A 24,536-nucleotide genomic window follows, 5' to 3' on the forward strand; every position below is an offset into this window, starting at 1 on the left:
TGCCACCCGAGGTCAACTCCCCAGCCGGTATGGCATGGAACGACGACAACAGCCGCCGGAAGGACGGTCAACTGACATGGCTGCAACGGACAGAACCCGCGATGAACGCCGGCGGCAAGTAGCCGCGGCCGCCGCACGCTACGGAGCGGCCGGCGACGAACGGCGCGCGGTCGAGCGGCAGCAGGACGCCGGGGTGGCCTTCCCGGACTCCGACGAGGCACTCGCGGCCCGCGCGACCCGTCTGCTCGAACGGCACGCGGTGCCGCCCGCCATGGTGGTGGAGGCCGTCCGCGCGGAGCCCCTGGCCCCGACAGCGGCGTACGAACGCATCCTCGGGGTCTCCAAGGAGCTCCAGGCCTGGAGTTTCCTGCCACGCGGCAGCCGGGCCGCGCGGACCGTCGCCCGCATCTCGATCCGGGAGAACGGCCGTGAACTGCCGCTCGGCACCGGCTTCCTCGTCTCGCCGAGCCTGCTGATGACCAACCATCACGTCCTCACCGACGCGGACGCCTGCCGGCAGTGCTTCGTGGAGTTCGACGCCCAGGTCACCGTCGACAACACACCGCAGGCGCCGACCCGCCTTGAGCTCGCCCCCGACACCTTCTTCGCCGCGGACGAACGCCTCGACTTCGCGCTGGTGTTCGTCGCCCCCGGCCCGGACGGGCGGCCCCCCGGCGAGACGTTCGGCTGGAACCGGCTCAGCATCCAGACGGGGAAGCTGGTGATCGGCGAGCCCGTCAACGTCATCGGCCACCCGATGGGCCGCCTCAAGGAGATCGCCGTGCGCGACAACATGCTGCAGACGCGCCTCGACGACTTCCTCCACTACCGGACGGACACCGAGCCCGGAAACTCCGGCTCCCCGGTCTTCAACGACCAGTGGGAGGTCGTCGCCCTCCACCACAGCGGGGTACCCAGGATGGACGACCAGGGCCGCGTCCTGCGCCAGGACGGTCAGGTCTGGCGCCCCGGGGACGGCGACGACGCCATCGACTGGGTGGCCAACGAAGGCGTGCGCATCAGCTCGATCCTCAAGCACCTCGCGGCACTTCCCCGCACCTCCCCACAGCCGTCACCGCTGGACGACCTCGGCCCCGAGGCGGGCCAGCCCCAGGCGGGGACCGCCACCGCTCCCGTCCCGGCACCCGCTCCAGCCTCGGCGACTGTTGCCGTCGCCGCGCCACCACCGGCTCCCGAGCGGGCCGCCGCGCACGCGGGCCTGCGCGCCCGGGAGGGCGCGTTCGGCGGCGACCGGCACCTGGTCTTCCTGCACGGTCGTTCCCAGGAGGGCAAGGACCCCGAGAAGCTGCGCCGCGACTGGACGGCCGGGCTCAACCAGGGGCTCGTGCGGGCCGGGCTCCCTCCCGTCGACCCGGAGGACGTCTGGTTCCCGTACTACGGTGACCGGCTGGCGCAGGCCCTCACCGCGCACGAGGCCGTCCCCCACGTGGTCGAGGCGCCGACCGCCTCTGCGGCGGAGGTCGTCGCGCCCTCCGCTCCGTCCGCCCGCGCGGTGTACGAGGAGATCGTCGGCGAGGCGTCCCTGAAGTGGAACATGCCGCAGGAGCGGCAACTGGCCACCGAGGGCTTCGGCCTGGGCGACGTCGTGGGCGCCTTGCAGAAGAAGCTGAGCTGGCTGGCCGCCCGGAGCGACCTCGACGCCTGGGCCATCGCCCTGATCTTCCGCGACGTCGCCGCATACCTCGACGACGCCCGGCCCGTCCGGGAGGAGGTCCTGGACTGTGTCCTCGAAGCGGTGCCGGACTCGGGCGAGGTGGTCCTCGTCAGCCACAGCCTGGGCACGGTCGTCGCCCTGGACCTCACCACCCGGCTCTCCACCGGCGTCAGCGCCGTCCATCTGACCACGGCCGGCAGTCCCCTCGGCCTGGACAGCGTGTACAGCAGGCTCCTCGTCGGCGGACCGAAGCGTCCCGACGTGGTCGCGGACTGGTCCAACGTGTGGTGCCCCAACGACGCGGTCGCCATCGGCTGCCCGCTGGCCGACGACTGGGCCGACGGCCTGTCCGACCTCGCCGTCATCAACGCCCGCGACCGGGCCCACAGCATCGTGGAGTACCTCTCCCACACCGAGGCCGCCCGGTCGATCGGCAGCCGCCTGGCGCGCTGAACGGGCCGCGGGACCTGGCCCGGTAATGCCTCGTCAGGCGGTCCTGCCGTGCGCGTAAGTCTCTGCGTGTGCGTGTGCGTGGTCGGCAACCTCGACAGCGGCGCGTACGAACGCTGCGACGGCCGGTGAGCCGGCGTCCTGGGGCCATACGACGGCCAGTGTGCAGTGCGGCAGGTCGCTGACCGGCCGGTAGGCGACCCCGGGACGCGGGTTGCGTCGGGCGACCGAGGTGGGCGCGAAGAACACGACGCTGCCCGTCTCGACGAGGCTGAAGATCTCCGCCAAGTTGGAGACCGGTGTCGTCGCTCCGGGCCGGGGTGACGCGGTCGGGCCGTCGTCTGCCGATGCGCCGTTGGGGAGGCTCCGTCCGGCCAGGTCCGCCAGGCACAGCTCAGTTCGCGCGGCCAGCGGGTCGCCGGCGGCCATGGCGACCAGGACGGGCTCGGTCAGCAGGGGCTCGCCGTCCAGTCCGCGTTCGTCCACAGGGCGGAGCACGAGCGCGACGTCGGCGAGGCCATCGCGTACTGCCTGGGCTTGAGCGCCGAACCCTCCGAGGACCAGCTCGGGAGGCAGGGCCGCGGGGTCGGTGCCGTAGACGTCCAGGATCTGCGGCAGCAGGCCGCCGTCGATGTCGGCCTTGAGGGCGACGCGCAGCCTGGGCGAGGCGCTGCCCGCGTTCCGGGCACGGTGGGCGGCGGCGGTGACCGCCTCCAGAGCGGTTCTGGCGTCACGCAGCAGAACCTCTCCGGCGCCGGTCAACCTCACCTGCCGGGTGGTCCGTTCGAACAACGTCACGCCGAGCTGTCGTTCAAGGTCACGGATCGACCGGGACAGTGGAGGCTGCGCCATGCCCAGCCGGCCGGCGGCGCGCCCGAAGTGCAGTTCCTCCGCGACCGCGACGAAGTAGCGGAGCTGCCGCACCTCCAGATCATCCATACCTCCAGGGTATCAATAGCGATCGAAACGGTCCTTCACCTGCGCTGTTGCACCGGGTTCACTCAAGAGCGACCGCCCGGCACGCCCGCCGGGGTTCGCCCTCGACCGACCGCCATGCGTGGAGGCACTCGTGATCGTCATTACTACCCCGACCGGTGACATCGGCCGCCAGGTCCTGAACCGCGTCCTGGACAGCGGTCAACCCGTCCGGGTGATCGCTCGCGACTCCTCCCGCCTGCCGGAGCACGTGCGCGCGCAGGCGGAGGTGGTGGAGGGCTCACACGCCGACGCGGACACGATCACGAAGGCCCTTGAGGACGCTGACCGGTTGTTCTGGCTCGTACCCCCGGCCGGCTTCCGGGACGCCGGCCCCGCCAGGAGCTACTACTCGGACTTCACCCGGGCCGCAGCCAGGGAAGCCGCGAGCCGAGGCGTGCGGATGGTGCACGTCACCTCCCTGGGGCACGGGTACAGCGGCGAGGCGGGACTTCTGTCGGCCGCGCTCGACATGGACGAGCTGATCGAGAGCACCGGCGTGCAGCACCGCGCCCTGGCGCTGCCGTTCTTCATGGAGAACATCCTCCGGCAGGCCCAGCCGATCGCCCAGCAGGGCGTGTTCTCCATGGCGAACACCGCGGACCGGCCCTTGGCGACCGTCGCCACCCAGGACGTGGCCGCCGCGGCAGCGGCCCTTCTGCTGGACACCACCTGGACCGGCCAGGCCCGCATTCCCCTGGTCAGCCCCGACAGCCTGTCCCCCGACGCCATGACTGAGATCATCTCCGAAACCCTGGGCCGACCGGTGCGCTATCAGCAGGTACCGCTCGCGGACTTCCGGAGCCGAATGGTGCAGCACGGAGCGAGCCCTTCGCTGGCACGGGACATGGCCGACATGGTCAACGCCCAGAACAACGGCATCTACGACGCCGAAACCCATGATCCGGCCGCCGCCACCGACTTCCGCCAGTGGTGCCAGAACGTCCTGAAGCCGGCCGTCCAGTCATGACCGACGCGTGAGTCGGTGCCCGGCACAGCCGCCAAAGGCACACGGGGCCGCTCTTCCTCGCGTCGTCCTAGCCGCGCGAGTCCCGCCCCACCGTCTCCGCGGCGGCGGACGGGGCCGAAGACGGGACTGCCGATGCCTTGGTCCGCAGGGCGCGCTCGCAGTGCGGCCAGTCGTGGAAGTCCTGGTCGCGGGACCACAGACGTTTGGCGGCCTGGATGTTCCACTCGGGGTCCAGCGCCCTGAGCGGAGTCCCGCCCAGCTCACGCAACCGGGTGTCGGAGATCTGGAACAGGCCCCAGTTCCTGCTGCCGTTGGTGTTCGGCAGGATGTGCAGAGGGTCCAGGAACGACTGGCAGTCGGCGATGGCGACGGCGTCGTCCGGTGTCTCGGCGAAGACCTCACGGATACGCTGGCGAACCTTCTCCGGCTGCCAGGTGTCCATACGGGCCTTCGACTCGTAGAGCGCCTTTTTGGTGGCTGTCGTGACGACGCCGTTCGGCGGGAGGCCGGCGACCACCTGGAAAGCCGTCACTCGGCGCAGTGTCTGCGGACCGAAGTCGCCGTCCACGTCGATGACGGCGCCGTGACGTTCGAGCAGCGTCTGTACTTCGCGTACGCACTCGTCGTGCTGGCCCATGCTCACGACGGGCGAGCAGACGGAGGAGAACAGGGTCCGTGAATCTGACGTGTCGGCCGGCTCGTCGTGGGTGGAGGCCAGGGACATGGCCCAGCCGACGGTCCCGAGAACGGTGACGGCGGCCGCGGCGGTCAGAGCGACGGCCCGACGATTCGCCGGGAGGCCGGCGGGCTTCGTCCTCGGCTCGTGGCTGCCGGGCGCGGGAGCGGGATCCGTGGGCAACTCCCGGTGCGCGGTGGCGGGTTCCTGTTCCGTCGCGGTTGGTGCCGGGTCGGTGGCTACGGCCGCTGCCTGTCCGGCCTCGGCCTCCTCACCCAGGACATCGCCGTGCACGGTCTCTTCCTGCGGCACCCGTCTCTCGCGTTCCGTGTCGGCGAGAGCCCACAGCCGGTGCAGTTCGCGCAGTTCGGCGGAGGTGGCGCCGCAGGCGGTGGCGATGCGGTGCACCGCGCCGTAGTCCTGCGGGACCGAGGAAGCCGCGCAGTAGCGGTGGAGGCTGGAACGGCTGATGCCGGCTCGCTGCGCGAGAGCGTCGTAGCTGAGCCCGGATCTCTTCTTCAGCGCACGCAGTTGAGCGGCGAGCCGCTCAACTTCCTTGTACTGGTTCATGGAGAACCCCCCTGTTTTGTTCGGACACGCCCGCCCGTCCCGGCTGCGTATCGGCGCGTGCCGACGGCCTGACGTTCCGCCGGCTGGGGACGTGGTCACGGTCCCGGCGGTCCAATGTGCCAGAAGTTCCCCGACCGAGCCGGAGGTTGGCCGTTGCGGATGCCGTCGGTCGCTCCGCCCGCATCCCACGCGCATCCCAACCGCTTCATGAACACACAGCTCAGACGGGGAGTGGGAGTGTCAGCGTCCCAGGCCGGCCCATTCCGCTTGCCTGGATCCGCCGGGCCCGCCACCGTGACGCCGTCAGTGCCCTCCGCGTCGTTCGCCCTCCCCCGTGGACGCGTCGACGACGGCCCCGCCACTGGCTCAACCACCGCTTCGGATAGGGGAGAACAGATGAGAAACGGCACAACCTGGGCGCGCGCCGCGGCCGCGATCCTGCTCGCAGGCGGCGGACTGCTCGCGGCAACGCCGGCTCAGGCGGCCGCCAGCGCGTGCTCGGGGTCGGCCTGCGACGGCAAGGACCCCGCCGTCTACTGCCAGGACGACGCGCGGACCGTGGAGAGCACCAGGCTCGGGCAGGCGCTGCTCGAACTCCGCTACAGCCCCAGCTGCCGGGCCGCCTGGGGCCGGATATCCAACGCGGGCTATGACCCGCGGGACCAATTCACCCCGTACGCCACTGTGCACCGCAACAGCGACGGGCGTGAGTACTCCTGTTCCGTGCCCAACGGCGACACCGACTGCTACACCCGCATGGTCAACGACGCCAACGTCACGTCGTACACGAAGGGAATGTGGGACAGCGGGGCGCGTATCTACGAAGGGCGCACCGGGTCCTACTGAGCGTCCCGCCGAGGCTCAACGCCTCCGGAACTCCCGCTGTCCGAGCTGGCGTTCCCCTTCTTGATGCACGTCATCTCCCGCAGCCCGGCCCGAGCGGCATGCTTCCCCAGCCGCTCGGGCCGCTCTGCCGGGCTCTGGTCCGCGAGTCACTCCGATCTGGCCGTGATCACCGCCGTCTCCACCGCCACCGCGCCGCGCGTCGTGCCGTCGGCCGTGACGAAGGGCTCCTGACCGGCCTGCCGTGTGCCGACGCAGGCGAGGGTGAGCGTGGCGGTCACGGCCAGGGCGACAACAGCGGCTCCCGAGAGCAGGAAGGCGTTCTCGACTCCGGCGAGGGTGATGGCGGTGGAGGCCACGAAGGGGGAGATCGCCAGGGCTCCCGCCACCCCGGCCTCCCACAGGCCGAGCGCCTTCGCCAGATGACGGCTCGGTATGCGCTGCTGCACCAGTGCGATCAAGGGAATGTCCGTGAGGGCCGAGGCCAGCCCCGTGGCGGTCAGGAAGACCGCCGCCACCGCGGGGGAGGTCACCGTTCCCAGCGGAGCCCGGAAGACCCCGAGCAGGGCCCACGCCAGCACCGCGGCCAGTGCGAGTCTGCGGATGCGCAACCCGGCCAGGAGCAGGGCGCCGACCACTTCGGCGACCCCGGCGACACCGAGCAGCAGGCCGTACTGGCCGCCCTGTCCGACGACCGCGACCAGTCCTACGGTCAGGAACCCGTTGGTCAGGGCGAGGGCGAGCACGAACGTCACGATGACCACGAGTACGTCGGGAGCGGCCAGCACCGCCCGGAGCCCGGCGCTGAGATCGCACCACAGTCCCGCCTGAGCGCCGGTCGCAGCGGGCCGGGTGACGCGGATGGCGGCCACGGCGGCCGCAGAGCCCAGGAAGGTGAGTCCGTTCACCACCAGCACCGCCTGGAGCGAGCCGAAGGCCAGCAGCGGTGCCAGCATGAGCGGGCCGACGAAGAAGGCGGCCCGGAAGGCGACTTGCAGCAGTCCGTTGGCCTGCTGGAGGCGGTCGTCCGGCACGATCTGCGTGACGATGGCGTTGCGCGCCGGGGCGAACGGGGCGCCGATCAACGCCAGCAGTGCCGTGGTCGCCACGAGCAGGGGCAGGTTCAGCAGGCCGAGGGAGAGCAGGAGTGAAGCCGCGGCCACCACGGCGACCCGGGCCAGGTCGGTGGCGATCATCAGCTTCCGGCGGTCGCGGCGGTCGGCGTACGAGGCGACGACGAAGGTGGCCACGAACGCGGGCGCGAACGCGGAGACGCTCACCACGGCGACGGCCGTGGGGTCCTTCGTCAGTGACCAGGCCAGCCAGGCGGTCGCGGCGGTGTACAGGCCGTCCCCGAAGCGTGAGATGCCCTGGCCGGCGAAGAGGAGCAGGAAGTTGCGGTCCTTCAGCAGTGGCATGCGGCCACTGTCGGGTCCCGTCAGGCCCCTGATCTACTTATTAGGCAGATGGCTAATCAGTCGTGGTCGGACGCCTTACCGTAAACGTCACCGTGGCCGTCGCCGTCGCCGTGCAGGAAGCTCTCCAGGCTGGGGGTCAGGCCCGCCACCTGTCCGGACGCAAGCCGGTACAGGACGTAGTAGCCCTCGCGTCGGCGCTCCAGCAGGCCCGCGTCCGCCAGCACCCTCAGGTGCTTGGACAGGGCGGCCTCGCTGACGCCGACGAGCGGGGCCAACTCCTGTGTGCTGCGGGGACGTTCGGCGAGCAGTCGCAGGGCGCGCAGCCGGGTGTCGTCGGCGAGCGCGCGCAGTGTGCCGACGAGCCTGGTCGGCGGAATCCTCGGGCGGGCTTCCCGGACGATCGAGGAGACGGGGAAGACGAGCCCGAGGGGCCACGGGCCGTCGCAGTTGACGCGTACGTGCGGCCACACATAGGCACTGGGGGCGAGCACGAACGTGTCGTCCGGTCCGATGGCGACCTCGTGGTCGTGCGGCCGCTCCAGCCAGAAGCGTTCGGCCTGCGGATCGCTGCGCACTTCGGGCCACAGGCCGCGGAGCATCCCGTACAGGCCGCGCTGCTCGATCTGGTGTCCGGCCTCGCTGACGCCGGCGGCGAGTTCGGGTTCGAGCCGTGCCCATTCCTCCTCGAACGCCTCCTGCCAGTAGCGCTCCAGCATGCTCAGGAACCGCTCCAGCAGCGCGCGGGGGTCGTCGAGGAGCATCGCGGCCACAGCACCGTCACTTTCCCGTGCGAGGCGCTCCCGCACCAGACGGCGTACCTCCGGTTCGTCCAGCACGTGCGGATCCCTGCCCTCTCCGCCGCCCGGCCAGGGCGTGAGCAGAGGGACGGCGAACTCCAGGCGGACCAGCTCCGGATCCGCCCCGCGCAGGCCGGCCAGTTCGTCCTCGAAGTCCGCAAGGCCGCCGGTCGGCTGCGGAAACAGGAACTCGGGGAAGTACGAGCGCACCGCGTAGGAGAACGCCTCGATCTCCCGCTTCAACACCGGGGACAGCTTGCGCATCGCACGCACCCAGCCGTGCTGGACGGGGTGGTGCTTGGGCTCCACCAGCACATGGAGGCTCAGTACGGCCTCCATCGTCGGCGAATAGGCGAACCCCACCCGCTCCGCACCGCCGGCCGGGACCCGGAACACGATCGTCATGACCCGCCATCCTTGCCGAACGGCCTCGGCGACGGGAGGGTCGCCGCGCCGCCGTACGCCTTCCGCGTCGCTGACCGGTGCGCGATGGTCGGCCCGGCGGCGAGTGGGCATCGCCGCAGCGCGTCTCCCGGCGGACACGCCACCGACGCGCCCGTTCCCCCAAACCCCAGGCGTCCGGGCCTACATCCTTGACAGACTGCCCCGAAGGCACGATGCGGTTGGGGGACGGATGGCGGAGATCGGTCTTGCTGCGGCGATCGAGGAACTGCGGCAGGAGCTCTATCAGGCGCAGGACCTGGGGGCAGATCAGCAGTTCGCGTTCGGCATCGAGGAGGCCGAACTGGAGCTGCAGTTGGAGCTGCGCAACAGCGGCAAGGGCGACGGCAAGGTCAGCTTCGGTGTGGCAACCGTCGGGGCGGGCGGTGAACGCTCTGCCGTCCGCACCCACAGACTGAGGCTGAAACTGTCGGTCCGGGACCGGGCCCGCGGTGGCGCCAGTCCGGAGATCAGCGACACCGACAACGGGTCCTGGGACGAAGACTGATGGATCCGCACCGACTGGTGATGATCCGAAGCGGAACCACACGGCAGCGCCACCGCGTCGGCTCCGGCTATCTCGTCGCACCCCGCCTGGTGCTCACCGCCGCACACATTCTCCGCAGCGGCGACAACGACGCCTACTGGGAGGAGATCCAGGTCAGAGTGGGGCACCCGGGCCGCGGCAAGACGCTGCGCACCGGCGCGCAGCGGATCTGGATCCATCCGCACGACCTGGACGTCGCCCTGCTTCTCACGGACGACGAGATCGATGTACCGGGGCCGGTCCGATGGGGCCGGCCCGTGGGTACGGCCCCGCTGCGCTATGAGGGACTGGGCTTCCCACTGGCGTCCGCGGAGGACGGTCGTGACGCCGAACACCTCCGGGGCGTCCTGCCTCCGCTGTCCTCCGGGTCTCGCGGCCTCTACGTGCTCGACCAGGAGCCCGCACCCGACCTCCGCGACGACGGCCGCAAGGCCTGGGCAGGCGCCTCGGGAACCGCGGTGTTCTGCGACAACCTCCTGGTAGGCGTGGTGACTCGGGACGACCGGTCCTACGGCAACCGCCGCCTGCGGGCCCTCCCGGCGCATTGCTTCGTCCAGGACGACGGCTTCAGGGCACTGATGCAGCAGTACGCCGACGCTCCACCCCGACTGACCGAGATCGGCGCCGCCCTCCCGGCGGCCCGGTCCGCGGCGGAACGCAGCCCGGCCGAGCAGGAGACGGAGATGCTCCTGTGGTCGGTGCTCGGCGGTTCGATCACATACGCGGCACATGCCCGCGCCCTCGCCCAGCGTCTCGGATACACCGTCCCCGACAGCTACGAACCGACCATGGCCGACCTCGCGGCACTCGTGGCGGCCCATCCCCGCGCCCTGCCCTCCCTGAGCGGCACCCTGGCCCCGGCCCTCACGGGCGAGGGGGACCGCACCCGCCTGACGGACGTCCTCACTCGCGCCCGTGCCGGCGGACTGTGCCTTCTCCTGTCCCTGGACGAGTGCGAGCACTTACTGGAACTGCTCCGTGGCATCTGCAAGGAGCAGCCCATGCTGATACCTCGCGCCGCCCGCGAGGTCCTGCGCTACGCCTGGCTGCCCGAGCCGCTGAACGGCACCCATCTCTGCGTCGACGACCTCGAACGCGTCGTCGAGCACCTGGAGTCCGTGTCCGACAGTGAACGCGTTCCGGACGGCACACCGCCCGTACCGGCCCTGCTCCGCCTGGCCGAATGCGTGGCCGCCGCCCTGGGAAGGCAGGCGGGTGCGGAACTGCGCCGCTGGTCCGATCAGGTGGCGACCCGGACCGGCATCCATCCGGCGGCGCTTGCCGAGCGCCGTGCCGACGCCGGCCGCTGGGCCGCCCGGCAGTCGCCGCCCTTCTCCCGCGTCGTGGTCGAGGTGTCCCGCGCGCGAACCGCACCGCGCGAGAGCTACTACTGCCGCATCCTGCTCGCACGCGCCGACGGCACGCACATCCCTCTCCACGAGGCGGAGAGCGCGCCCAGGACACCCGAGGAAGTTGCCCGGCGGGTGCGCGAGGCCGTCGAGGTCGTCGCGGAGGAGCTCGGCGCGACGGCCACGCCCCACGCCACGGTTCTGGTGGCCCGCGACAGCCTGCATCTGCCCATCGACGAATGGAACCCCGGGGCACCCAACGAGTTCGTGCCCGACCAGCCGATCGGCGCGGAGTTCTGCATCACCCTGAGTTGCCCGGAGATGAGCGACCTGGTGCGCAGCAGAGACCGTGAGCACCGGCGGCGCTGGGAGAGCGGACACGCGGCTCCCTTGGTCGTCGACGACGAACGCGTCACTGCGCCACGGCTCAGGCGGCTGCTGCAGACCACTCACCGGGACGCCACCCAGGTCGTGCTCCACGGCCCCCCGGAACAGCGGGACGCACTGCTCGAACTGTGCCTCGCCCTTGGCGTGCCCGTCGTCCTCTGGGACCGCCGGACCGACTGCCCCACGGACGCCGCCGGGCTGCAACAGCTGGACCCCACCGGCCCGCTCGCCGATCTGCCCGAGCGAATCCGCGTCTTCCGCGGGGCCGCGTTCGACGAGCCGGACACACTTCCCGCGCGCCCGGCACTCGTATGGGAGGAACACGGCCCGCGACCGCGGCCGGAATCACTGACCCTGCAGGACCCCCGACAAGGAGCCCACGCATCATGACCGCCGCAGAATCCGCTGCCGCAGACCGCCCCACCCCGTCCAGCGACGGAGACTGGCGGCTCTTCCGCGGCGATGGAGCCTCCCGCGCGGTCACCTTCCCGCCCGCCCCGCCGTGGCGCCGACTCCGCCCGGAGGAGCCCGACGGCTCGCGAACCGCAGGCCCCCGCCCCTACCTGATCAACCCCGACGACGCGGACATCGTCAACGCCGCCCTCCACCTGCGCCGGCCCCTGCTGGTCACGGGACACCCCGGCACCGGAAAGTCCTCACTGGCCCACGCGATCGCCCACGAACTGGCCCTCGGCCGCGTCCTGCACTGGCCGGTCAACAGCCGCTCCAGCCTGCAGGACGCCCTCTACCACTACGACGCGATCGGCCGGCTGCGGGAAGCGAACCTCCGCCGGGACACGGACGGGCCCGAACCCGGCATCGGCCAGTACGTCCGGCTCGGCCCGCTGGGCAACGCACTGCTGGCCCGGGAACGGCCCCGGGTCCTGCTCATCGACGAGCTGGACAAGGGGGACGTCGATCTGCCCAACGACCTGCTCACCGTGTTCGAAGAGGGCGAGTTCGAGATTCCGGAGCTCAGTCGCCTCCCCGAGGAGCACTCGACGGTCCACGTCCGCACCGACGACCCGAACGCGCCGGCTCCGGTGGTGCGCGGCCGCGTCCGCTGCCGTGAGTTTCCCGTCGTGGTCATCACCAGCAACGGCGAACGCGAGTTCCCGCCCGCCTTCCTCCGCCGATGCGTCCGTCTCGACCTGCCCGAGCCCGACGAGGAGCGACTGCGGGACATCGTCGCCGCACACCTCGGCCACGAAGCGCTGCACGACATCGACGACCTGCTGGAGGAGTTCCTCGGCCGCCGGGCGCCCGGCGAACTCGCGACCGATCAACTCCTCAACGCGGTCTTCCTCCGCAAGGGCGGCATCGACCTGGACGCGGGCCGTCTGCTCGACGCCGTCCTGCACCAACTCGGCGGGTCGGTATGAGGGCATGTTCGGACACCTGAGAGAGATCCTGGCCAAGAGCGGCATCGACCTCGCCGACGAGGAGCTCCTCGACGTCCTGTGGCTGGCGAGGAACCTGCCGGGCGACGTCCGCCCGATGGCGCGGCGTCCGCTCCCGGCCGCCCCCTCGCAGCAGGACACCGGGCAGGGCAAGTCCCGGACCGAAACGGACGATCCCTCGCACCCCAGCGTGCACCCGCCACCGGACGCCGTCTCTCACCGCCTGTTCCCCCTGCACGCGGCCCCGCGGGGGAAGGCGGGCAGCACGCTGGAGCCGGACCTCTACCGGGCGCACGCCGTACGCGCCCCCGGCCCCCATGCGCTGCCCAGCCGTCATCCCACGCTCGGCAGGGCGTTACGGCCGCTGCGGCAGCGGCTGCCTGATCGGCGCCGCCGGGCCCTGGACGTGGCACGGACGGTGGACGCCATGGCCGAGACCGGTCTGCCCGAGATCGTGACGAGTCCCGCCCGTAGCCGCTGGCTCTCCCTCGCTCTGCTGATCGACGACGGCGTGTCCATGGTCCTGTGGAAGCGGCTGGCCTCCGAGATCCGCACGCTGACGGAACGGGCCGGGGCCTTCCGCGACGTCCGCGTATTCGGACTCGACACCCGGGATCCCCAGGCACCGTTGCTGAGCAACCGCCCCTTCCGGCAGCAAGGCCCCTACCTGCCGCCGGCCGCCCTCTGCGACCCCACCGGCGGCACCCTTGTCCTGATGGTCAGCGACGGTGTCGGCGACGCATGGTGGGACGGCCGGATGAGCGAGGCGGCAGCCCTGTGGGCCCGACGGCAACCCACCGCGATCCTGCAGGTGCTGCCCTTCCGGCTGTGGCCGAACTCCGGCATCACCACTCGGTCCTGGCACGTCACCAGTGTCCGCCGAGGCGGTCCCACCACCGCCTGGCACGTCACCGACCCGACACTGCCGGCGGATCTGGCCGGCTTCCACGCCGCCCCCGTCCCGGTACTCGAACCCACACTCGCCGCCCTCGGAGACTGGGCCCGGCTGGTCGCCTCACCAAGCGCGAGCGCGGTGCTGCCCCTGTGGGACACCGGACAGCCCGTCCCCCGGCACTGGCGTGCCGAGATCCAGCAGGAAGCGGACGCCGAAGCCGTCCTGCGCTTCCGCGGTGCCGCGAGCCCGGAGGCGTATCGGCTCGCCGCCCACCTCGCGGCCGTAGCGCCTGTCACTCCGCCCGTCATGCGGATGGTGCAGGAGGCACTGGGCCCTCCGACGGACGCCGGGCATCTCGTGGAGGTCCTCCTCGGGGGCCTGATGCGCAACGCCACCGCGGACCCCACCGGGCGGTCGCCGCAGCCGGAGTTCTTCGACTTCGCCGACGACGCACGGCGCATCCTCCTCGGCACACTCCCGGCCCGCGAGTTGTTGCGCACCACACGACTCATCGCCGACCGCCTGGCAGCGAGCGTCCGGCATTCACCGAGCTTCACCGCCTGGGTGGCGCACCCGGGAGGCGCCGCCGCCGTCGACACACCCGAACGGTCCTTCGCGCAACTGGAGGAGCGACTGCTGAAACGCCTCGGCGTCACCACGCACATCGAGTCCTCGAACGCCGGCCGGCTTCCCCCGGCCCAGGAACCACCGGAGGCTCGGGCACGAGCCCAGTCACTGCCGCCCGCAGCTCAGCGCGCTGGCGCCAAGCCCCCCGCGACGCCCTCCACAGCGGAGACGAAAGCCAAAATCCTTCTGGTCGACGACCGCCCGGACAACCTGCTGGCACTGGAGGCGGCCCTGTCCAGGCTCGACCAGACACTCATCCGCGCCTCGTCGGGCGAGGAAGCACTCGAGGCACTGGACAACGACGCATTCGCCCTCGTTCTCCTCGCCACCCAGATGTCGGGAATGGACGGCTACGAGACCATCGCACACATCAAGCGCCGTTCGCGCAGTCGCGACACCCCGGTCATCCTCGTCAGCGCGTACGGGCTGAATCCCGACGCCACCTTTCGAGGGTATGCGGCCGGTGCGGTGGACTATCTGTCACGGCCGTACGATCCCTGGACGCTGCGGGCCAAGGTGCTGGTGTTCGTCGACGTGCACCTCAAGAACGTGCAACTGGCCGAACAGGTAGCCATGTTGCGCGCCGCGGGCACGAGCGAAGTGGCGGCGCGGCTGTCCACTCCGTTGTCCGAAGCCGAGAAGCAGGCACGTGAACTGACCGGACACCTCCAGGGATCGAGCACGACGGTGAGGAACACGGCCGCCCGTCTGGAACGTGCGATCAGCAGCATGCGCCAATTGCTGCGGGACGCGTCGCAGCTCCAGAAACAATCCGGCGTACCGCTCGCCTCGACCGCGACGCACACGCCACGACAGCAACAGGGGGCACCCGACGCCAACGCGCCCGACAGCGCCTCGACGAACCTGCCGGATCAGTCGTGAACGATCACCACACGGTCGTTCGACGGTACCGGGTGGAGGCGTAGACCGTCCGGACGGCTGGTCGGACGGAAGAAGCGCGCCGTGGTCACCAGGGCCAGGGCGAGGACGGCGGGTATCGCGTAGGCGATGCGGAAATGGCCTGTGGCCCCCAGACCCCCGCTCGCGCCGGCTCCGACGAGCACGCCGACGTAGTTGAAGACGTTGAGCCGGGCCAGCACCGTCTCGGGGGCATCGGGTCGCAACCGACCGGCCGCGGCGACGCACAACGGGGTCAGTGCGGCGACTCCGAGGCCCGCGCAGCATGCCGCGCCGACCGCGTACGGCCAGCTCGGGGCCACCGTCAGACCGGCCAGCGCGACGGCCGCGAGCAGGGCCGCCACACGGACCACCACTACCGGCCCGACCCTGCGCACCATGAGGTCGGCGCCGGCCCTGCCGGTCACGGTGCCCACCTGGTAGGCCGCGTACGCGAGCGGCGCGGCGGCCAGGGACGCGGCGAGTGTCTGGTGAAGGTAGGCCGTCGACCAGGCCGAGACAGTGGAGTCGACGACGTAGGCGACGAGAAGAACGACGCCGAAGGGGACGAGCCGCGCCCACACCCGTCGCCCCGGGCTCTCCTCGTCCGGCGCCGGGCGGTCGCCGGACGAGGAGGGCGGGGGCGCGAGGGCGTGGGGCCGGACGGTCAGTGCCAGGAGGGCCACGAGTACGGCGTGCGCGGTCAGGACGTACGGGACAGGCCGGCCCAGCCGGGAGACGCCCGCCGTCAGCAGCGCGGCTGCCACGCCCGCTGCGCTCCATGCGGCGTAGAAGGAGGAGAGGATGCTGCGCCCGTAGTGGCGTTCGACGGTGGCCGCGCGGGTGTTGACGGACACGTCGATGGCGCCCAGCGCCAGCCCGAAGGTGACGTAGGCCGCAGCGGCCGTAGTCCGGCCGGGTGCCCACGCCACGGCCAGCAGGCTCGCGGCCGCGGTCAGTACCGCCGCGCGCATGACGGCGACGGGTCCCGAGCGGCGTACGGCGGCCAGGCCCGCGAAGCTGCCGGCGCCCGCCGCCAGGGTGAGGGCGAGCGTGAGGGTGGTCATCGCCAGGGGCGACAGCCCCAGACGGCTCTCCACGGCGGGCACGGTGGTGGACACGGCGGCCACCGCCACGCCCTGGGCGGCGAACACGGTGGCCGTGACCCGACGGGCTCCCGCCAGCGGGCCGCCGCTCGCGGGCCGGGGCGGAGCCGTCGCTTCGACGGGTGCGGTCATGGGGGCCCTCTTCCTGTCGCGGACCGTGGACGGGCCGGCGTACGCGAACGGGAGCAACCGTAGGAATCCGCACCGGCCCGTCGGAGGACTCCGACGGCCACACGCAGGACCATGGCGGCCGGCACGACGGATTGGGGGTGTCTCACGGGGCGGCCTCGCCGTCGGCCGGGCGGCGGGGGCATCGGTCTGCGGCGCGCCGGGGCGGCCAGTGGGGTGGCCGCTGCGGCCCCCTTTGTGGCCGCACGGGCCAGTCCGCCGGTACTCGCCCGCTGCCTAAGTTCCTCTCACGCCGAAAGCGGCGACGAGAGGAGGTGGACTCATGAAGGAGTCCGAATGGGACACGTGTGTCATCGGTGCGGGTCCCGCGGGGCTGGCGGTGGCACGGGCGCTCGGTGAGCGACGGCTCCCCTACACGCACATCGAACGGCACACCGGTCCGGGCGGCCTGTGGGACATCGACAACCCGGGCAGCCCCATGTACGAGTCGGCCCATTTCATCTCCAGCAAGACCCTCTCGGGCTTCGGCGGCTGGCCGATGCCCGACCACTTCGCCGACTACCCGCCGCGGCGGGAGATCCTGTCGTATCTGACGTCGTTCGCCGACGCGTACGGACTGTCGGAGCGCATCGAGTTCGGTACCGCGGTGCGCGACGTGGCGAAGAACGCGGACGGCACCTGGACGGTCACCCGTGCCGACGGACGCACCAGCCGGCACGCGCAGGTGGTGGTCTGCACCGGCTCGCAGTGGCACCCCAACGTCCCCGAGATCCCGGGCGACTTCAGCGGCGAGATCCGGCACACGGTGTCCTACCGCAGCAGCGACGAACTGCGCGGCCAGCGGGTCTTGGTGGTCGGCGCCGGCAACTCCGGCTGCGACATCGCCTGCGACGCGGCCCGTGCCGCCGACCACGCGGAGATCAGCATGCGCCGCGGTTACTGGTTCATCCCCAAGCACCTGTTCGGCAGGCCCGTGGACACCCTCGAAGGCGTCGGTCCCCGGATGCCGAAGTGGCTGGAGCAGAGGCTGTTCGGCGCGCTCCTGCGGATCGTCAACGGCGATCCGACCCGCCTCGGCCTGCAGAAGCCGGACCACAAGCTCTTCGAGACCCACCCCACCGTCAACTCGCTGCTGCTGCACCACCTGCAGCACGGCGACATCACCGCGCGGCCGGGTGTCCTGCGGGCCGCGGGCAGCACCGTCCACTTCACCGACGGCAGCAGCAACGACTTCGACCTGATCCTGCTGGCGACCGGCTATGTGCACAAAGTGCCCGTCGCGCAGGCCTACTTCGGCGACGAGCAGCACCCCGACCTGTACCTGTCGTCGTTCTCCCGCGAGCATGAGGGACTGTTCGGCGTGGGGTTCATCGAGACCAACTCCGGCGCCTACCAACTCTTCGACGCACAGGCGCAGTTGATTGCCGGTTTCATCCAGGACAGCCGCCGGGGCCTGCCGAACGCGGAGCGGTTCGCCCGCATGATTCGCGGCGACCGCCCGGACCTGACCGGCGGTCTGCGGTTCGTGGACTCCCCCCGCCACACCGGCTACGTCGACAGCGCCGCGTACACCAAATACCTGGCCAAGGTCGCCGCGGCCATGGGCTGGCCGACCGAGGGCCGCCCGCCGGCCATGCGGGCCGTCCGCGGCAAGGAGACGGTGGCATGAGCGGCTACGACTGCACCGGCAAGGTGATGCTGGTGACCGGCGGCGCGGGCGGCATCGGCAGCGCGTTGTGCCGACGGTTCGCGATCGGCGGCGCGGTGTGCGTCGTCGTCGACATCGACGGTGAGCGCGCGCGGCAGGTCGCCGCCACCCTGCCCGGCGCCGGTCACCTCGGCCTCGGCTGCGACCTGCTGGACCGGGCCGGGGTCGCGGACCTCTTCGAACAGGTCGGCGCCGCCTTCGGCCGTCTCGACGTGCTGGTGAACAACGTCGGAATGACCAGCACCGAGCGGTTCGACGTGCGCCCGGTGGAGACCATCGAGCGGGAGATCGAGCTCAACATGGTCTCCCCGCTCGTGGCCACCCGGCTGGCCATACCCCTGCTGAGGGCCTCGGCCGATCCCCGCGTCGTCACCACGGTGTCCCTCGCCGGCATCTTCCCCCAGGGAGAGACTCCCATCTACGCGGCGTCGAAGTTCGGGCTGCGCGGCGCGATGCTGTCCATCGCCCTCGACCTGGGCGCCAAGGGCATTCGCGTCGGTTCGGTGCTGCCGTCGGCCACCGACACCCCGATGCTGCGCCGGGAAGCCGTCGACGGCGGCAACTCCCTGCAGTTCCAGGATCCGCCGCAGCAGCCGTCCGACGTCGTCGCCGCGGTGGTGAGTCTGCTCGACCGGCCGCGGCTCGAGGCGTATCCACGCCTCGGTGAATCGCTCCTGGTCCGCTTCTCCATGCTGGTGCCGAACCTGCTCCCCCGTCTTCTCCCGTTCTTCCGCAGGCGCGGCGAACGCGGCCTGGCCCGGTACTTGGAGGACCTGCGGCGCAGAGGGCTGGCCCGGCAGGACGACGGCCGCTGGGAACTGGTGCAGGAGGCATGACCATGAACACCGACCCGAGCACCCGCCCGGACGACCGCCTGCTCACCGTCGTCAACCCGGCCACCGGAGAGACCCTGGACACCCTGCCGGCCGCCACCGCGGACGACGTGGACGCGGCCGTGGACCAGGCGCGCCGCGTCTTCGACAGCGGGGTGTGGGCGGCCCGGCCGCCCCGGGAGCGGGCCGCGGTCCTGCTGCGCCTCGCCGAACTGATGGAGCGTGACACCGAGATCCTGGCGCGCCTGGACTGCGAGGACGCGGGCAAACCCATCACGGAGTGCCGTACCGGCGATGTGCCGGGCGCGATCGAATCGATCCGCTGGTTCGCGGAGGCGGCCGACAAGGTCTTCGGCCGCATAGCCCCCACCGGCCACGACCACCTGGGTCTGATGAGCCGGGAACCCGTCGGAGCGGTCGCCGCCGTCCTCCCCTGGAACTATCCTCTCGCCATGGCCGCCTGGAAGATCGGGCCCGCCCTCGCCGCGGGAAACAGCCTGCTGCTCAAGCCTGCCGAGGCCACCCCGCGCTCGGCCCTCCACGTGGCCCGGCTGGCGACGGAGGCGGGACTGCCGGACGGCACCCTCGCCGTGCTGCCCGGCTACGGCGCGCAGGCCGGCCGGGCCCTCGCCCGCCACCCCGGGATCGGCGCGCTCTCGTTCACCGGCTCGACGGCGACCGGACGGCGGATCCTGGCCGACGCCGCGGAGACCAACTTCAAGCGGGTCTCCCTGGAGATGGGCGGCAAGAGCCCCCAGGTGCTGATGCCGGACGCGCTCGACTTCGGTGTCGAACTCATCGACGACATGATCGAGGCCGCGTTCCTGACGATGGGACAGAACTGCACGGCCGGCTCCCGGATCCTGGTCCACGAGGACATCGCCGCCCAGGTCGTCGCACGGTTCACGGCCGCCGCCGGGAACCTGGTCATCGGGGACCCGGCCAAGCCGGACACCCGCACAGGGCCGCTGATCAGCACCGCGGCGCGAGACCGGGTCGCCCGCGCCGTGGACGAGGCGGTCGCCGCCGGAGCCGTGACCCACACCGCCGGGATGCCGGCGGGCCTGCACCCGCGCGGGGCCTACTACCCGCCCACCGTGGTCGTCGGCGCCCCCGACGGCAGCCGGGTCCTCACCGAGGAACTGTTCGGACCCGTGGTCACCGTCCAGACCTTCGCCTGCGAGCAGGAGGCGATCCGGACGGCGAACGCCACCCCTTACGGCCTTGCCGCCTCACTGTGGACCCACGACCTCGACACCGCCTTCCGCCTCGCCCGTGGCATCGAGGCCGGAGTGGTCTCCGTCAACTCCTACAGCGAGGGCGACATCACCGCCCCGTTCGGCGGCTGGAAACAGTCCGGATTCGGCGGGGCGGAGCGGTCCACGGACGCCTTCGCGCAGTGGACCAGGGAGAAGACCGTCTGGATCCGTACCCGCTAGCGCGGCCGAAACCGGACGCGGATGCCTAAAGTGGTCGCGAGCACGGCCCTGGAGAGCAGCCATGACCAAGGCACCCCGTCCGGAGAACGGCACCACCCGCAGCACGTCGGCGACGATCTCCCCGAGCATTCTGCGCTACCTGCACCAGGTCACCGAGGAGTACGGAGTCGACCTGCAGCCGGAGCTGGACGAGGTCGGCCTGACCGAGACCCTGATGCGCTCGGCGGCCCTGCGCGTCTCCTACCGCCAGGGCAGTGCCGTCATCCTGCGCGCTGTCGAACTCACCGGGGACGAGAACCTGGGCCTGCGGGTGGGAGCCGCGCAGCACCTCACCGCCTGGGGGCTGGTGGGCTTCGCCATGCTCGCCAGCGACACCCTCAAGGTCGCCATCGAGGCGGGGGTGCGCTTCCAGAACGTGTCCGGGGCCATGACGGTCTGGTCGGCGGGCCGGGAGGGCTCCGACTACGTGGTCCGAGCCGACCTGCCGGACCCGATGATCGATCCGAACGTCGCTGTCTTCCTCGTCGAGGAGGCGTTCTCGAGCGTCGTCACCCTCGGCCGCCTCGTCGCCGACGGCGACCTGGCCCCTCAAGAGGTGCACTTCGCCTTCGCCGCTCCGCGCGACGTCCAGCCCTTCCACGACCTCTTCCGCTGCCCCCTGCGCTTCGGCGCCTCCCACAACCGGCTGGTGGTACCGCAGGCTTGGATCAACCGGCCGATGCCGGGCCGCGATCCGGTCACCTACGCCTCGACCCTCGAACTCCTCGAAGGGCAGATGGCCTCGCGCCGGCGGCAGCAGGACCTGCTGGAAATTCTGGAGATCTCCGTCGCGCAGAGCCTCCCGGTCGTCCCCTCCTTCTCCGAGCAGGCCCGCAGACACGCGTCGAGCGAGCGGACGCTGCGCCGTCGCCTGGCCGACTGCGGCACCTCCTACGAGGCGATCGTCGAGGGCGTCCGTCGTGAGCGCGTCGAACAGCTGCTGCATCGCCCTCAGCTGACCCTGCGTGAGGTGGCCCGCCAGGCGGGCTTCTCCGACGAACGCGCCCTGCGCCGGGCTGTCCGCCGCTGGCACGGCATGGCCCCGTTGCAGCTGCGCGAGGGCTTCACTTCGGAGACAGCGGAAACACAAGGCCGGGTCAGGGGCCACGGAACCCAACGTGACCATCCGTAACCGGGTCCGTAGGGCCCGCACCGATGCTTGCGGACGCCGCACGGACCCCCGTCCCCGAAACTCATCGGCAGCGGCAGGCGGAGGCCAGGCGCCCGCCTCCACCGAGCGTCGAACCCTGTCATCCCGGGAGACATCGAGGCGTCCTCCAGCCGGTGGGCGCATCCGCCCTGCCCGGCGCCGAATCGGTGAGGGTGAGCAGAGCCGTGGCGGGTACACGCCACGGAACTTTGTCGATGTCCGCGTCCAGATCGCGGCGCAGCACCGGGAGATTACATATGAAGGTGCGCCGATCACCCTTCTCCACGGCGCCTGACATGCCCGCCGAAGTCGTGGCCGGCCGATACCGGTTGGGAGCCAAGCTCGGCTCCGGTGGCGCCGCCGACGTGTACGAGGGGATCGATCGCCGCCTCAGACGTCAGGTGGCCGTCAAGGTCTTCCGGCCCGGCGGCGAGCCTGCGCTGGAGCAGCGCTTCAGGGACGAGGCCGTGCTGCTGGCCGGGCTGCAGCACCCGGGGCTGGTCACTCTCCACGACGCCGGCCGCCACCAGGACCGCCCCTTCCTCGTGATGGAGCTGGTCAAAGGCCCCACCCTGGCCCAGCGCATCTCGGCAGGGGCCATGGAACCTCCCCATGTGATCCAGCTCGGCACCGCACTCGCCAGAGCCCTCGCTCATGTCCACGCGGCGGGCATCGTCCACCGCGACGTCAAACCGTCGAACGTCCTGCTGGACACCGAAGACCGACCGCGCCTCGCCGACTTCGGCATCTCACGGATGATGGACGCCACCCGGCACACGGCTTCCGGGGCACTCCTCGGGACCGCCGCCTACCTCGCACCGGAGCAGGTACTGGGCAAGGCAGTGGGACAGTCCGCCGACATCTACGCACTCGGACTGGTCCTGCTGGAATGTCTGAAGGGCGAACTCGAATACGGCGGCACGCCCCTTGAAGCCGCCGTGGCTCGCCTGCACCGCCCGCCCGTACTTCCGAGCTCGGTGTCCCCGCGGCTGGCCGAACTGCTGCATGCCATGACGGCTCTTGAGGACAAGGCACGGCCTGACGCCGAGCAGTGCGCCAAGCAACTCTCCGCCCTGTCCGCTGAGAGGTTCACGCCAACCGTGCCGAGCGTCCCGCAACAGGCGTCCAAGGCCTTCCGCACCCGTCGCCCACTGCTGGCCACCGGTGCTGCCGTGCTCACAGCGCTCCTCGGCACCACCCTGGTCGTCTCGGCGGACGGTGAGGGCAACAGCGACGGCCGGTCCGCCGCCGGTTCGCTCGAATCCACGCCGTTGCAGCAGCCCTCCCCCACCACCTCTCCGGAAAGCCCACGGACAGCGGCCGGTCAGTCGGCCGTGTCGGCCCCACCTCCGTCGAAGGCTCATCGTCCCGCGACGTCGGCTGCTGCCGGCCCGCAGGCCCGTACGCCGTCGGCCGCTCCGACGGACAGTCCCGGCCCGGGAACGTCAGCGGATCCCAAAGACGCGCAGAACAGCCGCCCCCGCCCGGGCGCCGCTCAGGCCACCGACAAGAAACCGCCCGAGAAGTCAGCGAAACCGAAAGACCCGACCGCGGAGAAGGAACACCGCTGACCTCCGCACGACGGTGCCCGTCGTCCGCGGTCGCCGCTCACGGCCTTTTGGCCGCCGCACGGCGGCCCGCAGAGGGCGAGCGTCGCCCCTGACTCAGGGGGCGCGGTCAGGGTGAGGGCTAGGAGGCGCGGCGGAAGACGGCGGCGGGGCCGATCACTCGCGGGCCGAACCTGTCGCGGATCCGGTCGACGGTGTCTTCCGCGGCGAGGCGGTTCTCGCAGGCGTCGTCGAGGGACATCTGCCGGGCAACCCGGTCGGCGTCGACGAGGTCCTCCCCCTTCAGAACCAGCCCGGTCAGGCGACCGCGCTGCAAGCCCGCGGCATCCATCAACTGATAGGCGAGCAGGCGCAGATCGTCCTCGTGCGCGGAGGGGGCGGCCAGGCGGCGTGTCTTGTCCCAACTACCGCCGCCGGCGAACTTCAGGGACAGGGTCAGAGCGCGGGCCACCTGGCCGCGGCCGCGCAGGCGGGTGCCGAGCCGGACCACCAGCTCGAGCAGCGCGGCGCGGACGACGGCGCCGTCCAGGGTGTGCTCAGCGAAGCGACAGCGCACACTCGCCGCGGCGGGCAGCGCGCGGGGCACGACGGGGCGGGAATCGATCCCGCGGGCCCGATCGGCGGCCAGCCGGCCCACCTTCCCACCCAGCAGGCGCTGCACAGTGGCGGGCGGCACCGCGGCGAGCAGGCCCACGCAGTGCACACCGTAGTCCCGCAGCACAGCGGCCCGCCGCGGACCGATCCCGTGCAGCGCCTCGACGGGCAGCGGCCCGAGCCAGTCCGCGACCTCCTCGGGGGCGACCGAGAGGACGCCGCCCGGCCGGGGAACCTGGCCGGAGGCGGTCGCCGCGACGGTGATGGAGGGGCCGATCCCGACGCGGACGTCGACCCCCAGACGGGAGACCGTCCGCACCCGCAGCACCTCCCCCAGCCGACGGGCGTCGACGCCGTGGTACGGCAGTGCCCCGCGCAAGTCCACCAGGGCCGCGGTCGGCGGCAGTGCCTGCACCACCGGCGACAGCCCGGCCAGTTCCTCAAGAACCTGCCGGTAGGTCTCCTCCGGCAGCCGGTCCGGGCAGCGCACATGCATCACCACACCCTGCCGGCCGCCCGGCGTCACCTGCGTGCTCATCGTGCTCACCTCCCCCGCCACGTTATCGAACATAAAATCGAACACGCGAGGGGACGGGACGTGATCATGAGCATAGAATCAAAAACGTGTTCGATGATCTGCCACCCGACCTGGACCGACTCCGCACCCTGCGCGTGTGGCACGCCCTCTGGCTGCACCGCATCGACGCGAAGATCGCCCGACTGGAACGCCGCAACGCAGAAGAGGAACACGGCCGTCGCGCACGGCCACGGCCGCCGGAGTGGGTCGTGGAGGTCGGCATCGGCACCGGCACACCGCCCGTCCAGGTGCACGCCGGCACCTGCCACATGATCGGCTCACGCCGCCGCCCCGTCAGCCGCGACGAAGCCCGCCGCCTCCTCGCCGACGGACTGCGGGCCTGCACCCACTGCCAGCCCGACACCCAGCTCCACATCATCGACTTAGCCGGACGCGGCTCGAACGGCCGCACCAAGAACCGCGTCACCCGAAGGACGTGGGTCCCTCACGGCACCCTGACAACGACCTTGCCGGCT

17 protein-coding genes and 3 pseudogenes are annotated in these 24,536 nt (G+C 71.5%); 14 read left to right on the forward strand and 6 right to left on the reverse strand.

What is annotated here, in order from left to right; all coding sequences use genetic code 11:
* The first annotated feature begins 76 nt into the window (after positions 1 to 76).
* Positions 77 to 2,128, forward strand: coding sequence for a serine protease (locus tag M2163_RS06900; protein ID WP_280893439.1), 2,052 nt, complete (start codon positions 77 to 79; stop codon positions 2,126 to 2,128).
* Between the two features lie 33 nt (positions 2,129 to 2,161).
* Here the strand turns inward: M2163_RS06900 and M2163_RS06905 are convergent, their stop codons facing one another.
* Positions 2,162 to 3,064, reverse strand: a complete 903-nt coding sequence (locus tag M2163_RS06905; RefSeq protein WP_280893440.1) for a LysR family transcriptional regulator — start codon at positions 3,062 to 3,064, stop codon at positions 2,162 to 2,164.
* Between the two features lie 130 nt (positions 3,065 to 3,194).
* Here M2163_RS06905 and M2163_RS06910 point away from each other — a divergent pair, with 130 nt between their 5' ends.
* Positions 3,195 to 4,070: an NAD(P)H-binding protein gene (locus M2163_RS06910; RefSeq protein ID WP_280893441.1), complete on the forward strand. Its 876-nt coding sequence runs from the start codon at positions 3,195 to 3,197 to the stop codon at positions 4,068 to 4,070.
* A gap of 67 nt (positions 4,071 to 4,137) precedes the next feature.
* Here M2163_RS06910 and M2163_RS06915 read toward each other — a convergent pair whose 3' ends face one another.
* Positions 4,138 to 5,316 carry a helix-turn-helix domain-containing protein gene (locus M2163_RS06915; RefSeq protein WP_280893442.1) on the reverse strand — a complete coding sequence of 393 codons (1,179 nt, stop codon included), beginning with the start codon at positions 5,314 to 5,316 and terminating at the stop codon, positions 4,138 to 4,140.
* 396 nt (positions 5,317 to 5,712) lie between these two features.
* On the opposite strand from M2163_RS06915, the gene M2163_RS06920 reads away from it, so the two are divergent.
* Positions 5,713 to 6,162, forward strand: a complete 450-nt coding sequence (locus tag M2163_RS06920) for a DUF2690 domain-containing protein (RefSeq protein ID WP_280893443.1) — start codon at positions 5,713 to 5,715, stop codon at positions 6,160 to 6,162.
* A 146-nt stretch (positions 6,163 to 6,308) separates the two neighbouring features.
* On the opposite strand, the gene M2163_RS06925 is transcribed toward M2163_RS06920, so the two are convergent.
* A complete protein-coding gene (locus M2163_RS06925; RefSeq protein WP_280893444.1) occupies positions 6,309 to 7,577 on the reverse strand; it encodes an MFS transporter in 1,269 nt (422 codons plus the stop codon).
* A 56-nt stretch (positions 7,578 to 7,633) separates the two neighbouring features.
* Positions 7,634 to 8,779, reverse strand: coding sequence for a DUF5937 family protein (locus tag M2163_RS06930; protein ID WP_280893445.1), 1,146 nt, complete (start codon positions 8,777 to 8,779; stop codon positions 7,634 to 7,636).
* Between the two features lie 229 nt (positions 8,780 to 9,008).
* Here M2163_RS06930 and M2163_RS06935 point away from each other — a divergent pair, with 229 nt between their 5' ends.
* The 5 genes and pseudogenes from M2163_RS06935 to M2163_RS06955 all read left to right on the forward strand — a co-directional run.
* Positions 9,009 to 9,323 carry a trypco2 family protein gene (locus M2163_RS06935; RefSeq protein WP_280853755.1) on the forward strand — a complete coding sequence of 105 codons (315 nt, stop codon included), beginning with the start codon at positions 9,009 to 9,011 and terminating at the stop codon, positions 9,321 to 9,323.
* Positions 9,324 to 9,343: 20 nt separating this feature from the next.
* Entirely contained in the window at positions 9,344 to 11,488 is a 2,145-nt protein-coding gene (locus M2163_RS06940; protein WP_280893446.1) for a hypothetical protein, read from the forward strand.
* Entirely contained in the window at positions 11,485 to 12,480 is a 996-nt protein-coding gene (locus M2163_RS06945; protein WP_280893447.1) for a MoxR family ATPase, read from the forward strand. The genes M2163_RS06940 and M2163_RS06945 overlap by 4 nt, the downstream gene beginning before the upstream one ends.
* Before the next feature lie 4 nt (positions 12,481 to 12,484).
* A pseudogene (locus tag M2163_RS06950) lies at positions 12,485 to 13,918 on the forward strand (SAV_2336 N-terminal domain-related protein); the annotation flags it as partial.
* 282 nt (positions 13,919 to 14,200) lie between these two features.
* A pseudogene (locus M2163_RS06955) lies at positions 14,201 to 14,764 on the forward strand (response regulator); the annotation flags it as partial.
* A 128-nt stretch (positions 14,765 to 14,892) separates the two neighbouring features.
* On the opposite strand, the gene M2163_RS06960 reads toward M2163_RS06955, so the two are convergent.
* Positions 14,893 to 16,155: an MFS transporter gene (locus M2163_RS06960; protein ID WP_280893448.1), complete on the reverse strand. Its 1,263-nt coding sequence runs from the start codon at positions 16,153 to 16,155 to the stop codon at positions 14,893 to 14,895.
* A 319-nt stretch (positions 16,156 to 16,474) separates the two neighbouring features.
* Here M2163_RS06960 and M2163_RS06965 point away from each other — a divergent pair, with 319 nt between their 5' ends.
* The 5 genes from M2163_RS06965 (at position 16,475) to M2163_RS06985 (ending at position 22,892) form a co-directional block, all read left to right on the forward strand.
* Positions 16,475 to 17,821, forward strand: coding sequence for an NAD(P)/FAD-dependent oxidoreductase (locus M2163_RS06965; protein ID WP_280893449.1), 1,347 nt, complete (start codon positions 16,475 to 16,477; stop codon positions 17,819 to 17,821).
* Positions 17,818 to 18,696: an SDR family oxidoreductase gene (locus M2163_RS06970; RefSeq protein ID WP_280893450.1), complete on the forward strand. Its 879-nt coding sequence runs from the start codon at positions 17,818 to 17,820 to the stop codon at positions 18,694 to 18,696. The genes M2163_RS06965 and M2163_RS06970 overlap by 4 nt, the downstream gene beginning before the upstream one ends.
* Positions 18,693 to 20,132, forward strand: a complete 1,440-nt coding sequence (locus M2163_RS06975) for an aldehyde dehydrogenase family protein (protein WP_280893451.1) — start codon at positions 18,693 to 18,695, stop codon at positions 20,130 to 20,132. The genes M2163_RS06970 and M2163_RS06975 overlap by 4 nt, the downstream gene beginning before the upstream one ends.
* A 61-nt stretch (positions 20,133 to 20,193) precedes the next feature.
* Entirely contained in the window at positions 20,194 to 21,303 is a 1,110-nt protein-coding gene (locus M2163_RS06980) for an AraC family transcriptional regulator (RefSeq protein ID WP_280893452.1), read from the forward strand.
* Positions 21,304 to 21,536: 233 nt separating this feature from the next.
* Positions 21,537 to 22,892: a serine/threonine-protein kinase gene (locus M2163_RS06985; RefSeq protein ID WP_280893453.1), complete on the forward strand. Its 1,356-nt coding sequence runs from the start codon at positions 21,537 to 21,539 to the stop codon at positions 22,890 to 22,892.
* 118 nt (positions 22,893 to 23,010) lie between these two features.
* On the opposite strand, the gene M2163_RS06990 is transcribed toward M2163_RS06985, so the two are convergent.
* On the reverse strand, positions 23,011 to 24,021 hold the full coding sequence (locus tag M2163_RS06990; RefSeq protein ID WP_280893454.1) for a hypothetical protein: 1,011 nt from the start codon (positions 24,019 to 24,021) through the stop codon (positions 23,011 to 23,013).
* Positions 24,022 to 24,269: 248 nt separating this feature from the next.
* Between M2163_RS06990 and M2163_RS06995 the strand changes: the two are divergent.
* Positions 24,270 to 24,422 (forward strand): annotated as a pseudogene (locus M2163_RS06995) (DUF6233 domain-containing protein); the annotation flags it as partial.
* Positions 24,423 to 24,536 lie beyond the last annotated feature (114 nt).

The sequence above is a fragment of the Streptomyces sp. SAI-135 genome (assembly GCF_029893805.1).
Classification (GTDB): domain Bacteria; phylum Actinomycetota; class Actinomycetes; order Streptomycetales; family Streptomycetaceae; genus Streptomyces.

Coding starts and splice junctions, on each gene's coding strand:
- M2163_RS06935 (WP_280853755.1), top strand. CDS start 9,009: ATGGCGGAGATCGGTCTTGCTGCGGCGATCGAGGAACTGCGGCAGGAG.
- M2163_RS06915 (WP_280893442.1), bottom strand. CDS start 5,316: ATGAACCAGTACAAGGAAGTTGAGCGGCTCGCCGCTCAACTGCGTGCG.
- M2163_RS06960 (WP_280893448.1), bottom strand. CDS start 16,155: ATGACCGCACCCGTCGAAGCGACGGCTCCGCCCCGGCCCGCGAGCGGC.
- M2163_RS06990 (WP_280893454.1), bottom strand. CDS start 24,021: ATGAGCACGCAGGTGACGCCGGGCGGCCGGCAGGGTGTGGTGATGCAT.
- M2163_RS06920 (WP_280893443.1), top strand. CDS start 5,713: ATGAGAAACGGCACAACCTGGGCGCGCGCCGCGGCCGCGATCCTGCTC.
- M2163_RS06985 (WP_280893453.1), top strand. CDS start 21,537: ATGTCCGCGTCCAGATCGCGGCGCAGCACCGGGAGATTACATATGAAG.
- M2163_RS06975 (WP_280893451.1), top strand. CDS start 18,693: ATGACCATGAACACCGACCCGAGCACCCGCCCGGACGACCGCCTGCTC.
- M2163_RS06940 (WP_280893446.1), top strand. CDS start 9,344: ATGATCCGAAGCGGAACCACACGGCAGCGCCACCGCGTCGGCTCCGGC.
- M2163_RS06930 (WP_280893445.1), bottom strand. CDS start 8,779: ATGACGATCGTGTTCCGGGTCCCGGCCGGCGGTGCGGAGCGGGTGGGG.
- M2163_RS06900 (WP_280893439.1), top strand. CDS start 77: ATGGCTGCAACGGACAGAACCCGCGATGAACGCCGGCGGCAAGTAGCC.
- M2163_RS06980 (WP_280893452.1), top strand. CDS start 20,194: ATGACCAAGGCACCCCGTCCGGAGAACGGCACCACCCGCAGCACGTCG.
- M2163_RS06970 (WP_280893450.1), top strand. CDS start 17,818: ATGAGCGGCTACGACTGCACCGGCAAGGTGATGCTGGTGACCGGCGGC.
- M2163_RS06925 (WP_280893444.1), bottom strand. CDS start 7,577: ATGCCACTGCTGAAGGACCGCAACTTCCTGCTCCTCTTCGCCGGCCAG.
- M2163_RS06965 (WP_280893449.1), top strand. CDS start 16,475: ATGAAGGAGTCCGAATGGGACACGTGTGTCATCGGTGCGGGTCCCGCG.
- M2163_RS06945 (WP_280893447.1), top strand. CDS start 11,485: ATGACCGCCGCAGAATCCGCTGCCGCAGACCGCCCCACCCCGTCCAGC.
- M2163_RS06905 (WP_280893440.1), bottom strand. CDS start 3,064: ATGGATGATCTGGAGGTGCGGCAGCTCCGCTACTTCGTCGCGGTCGCG.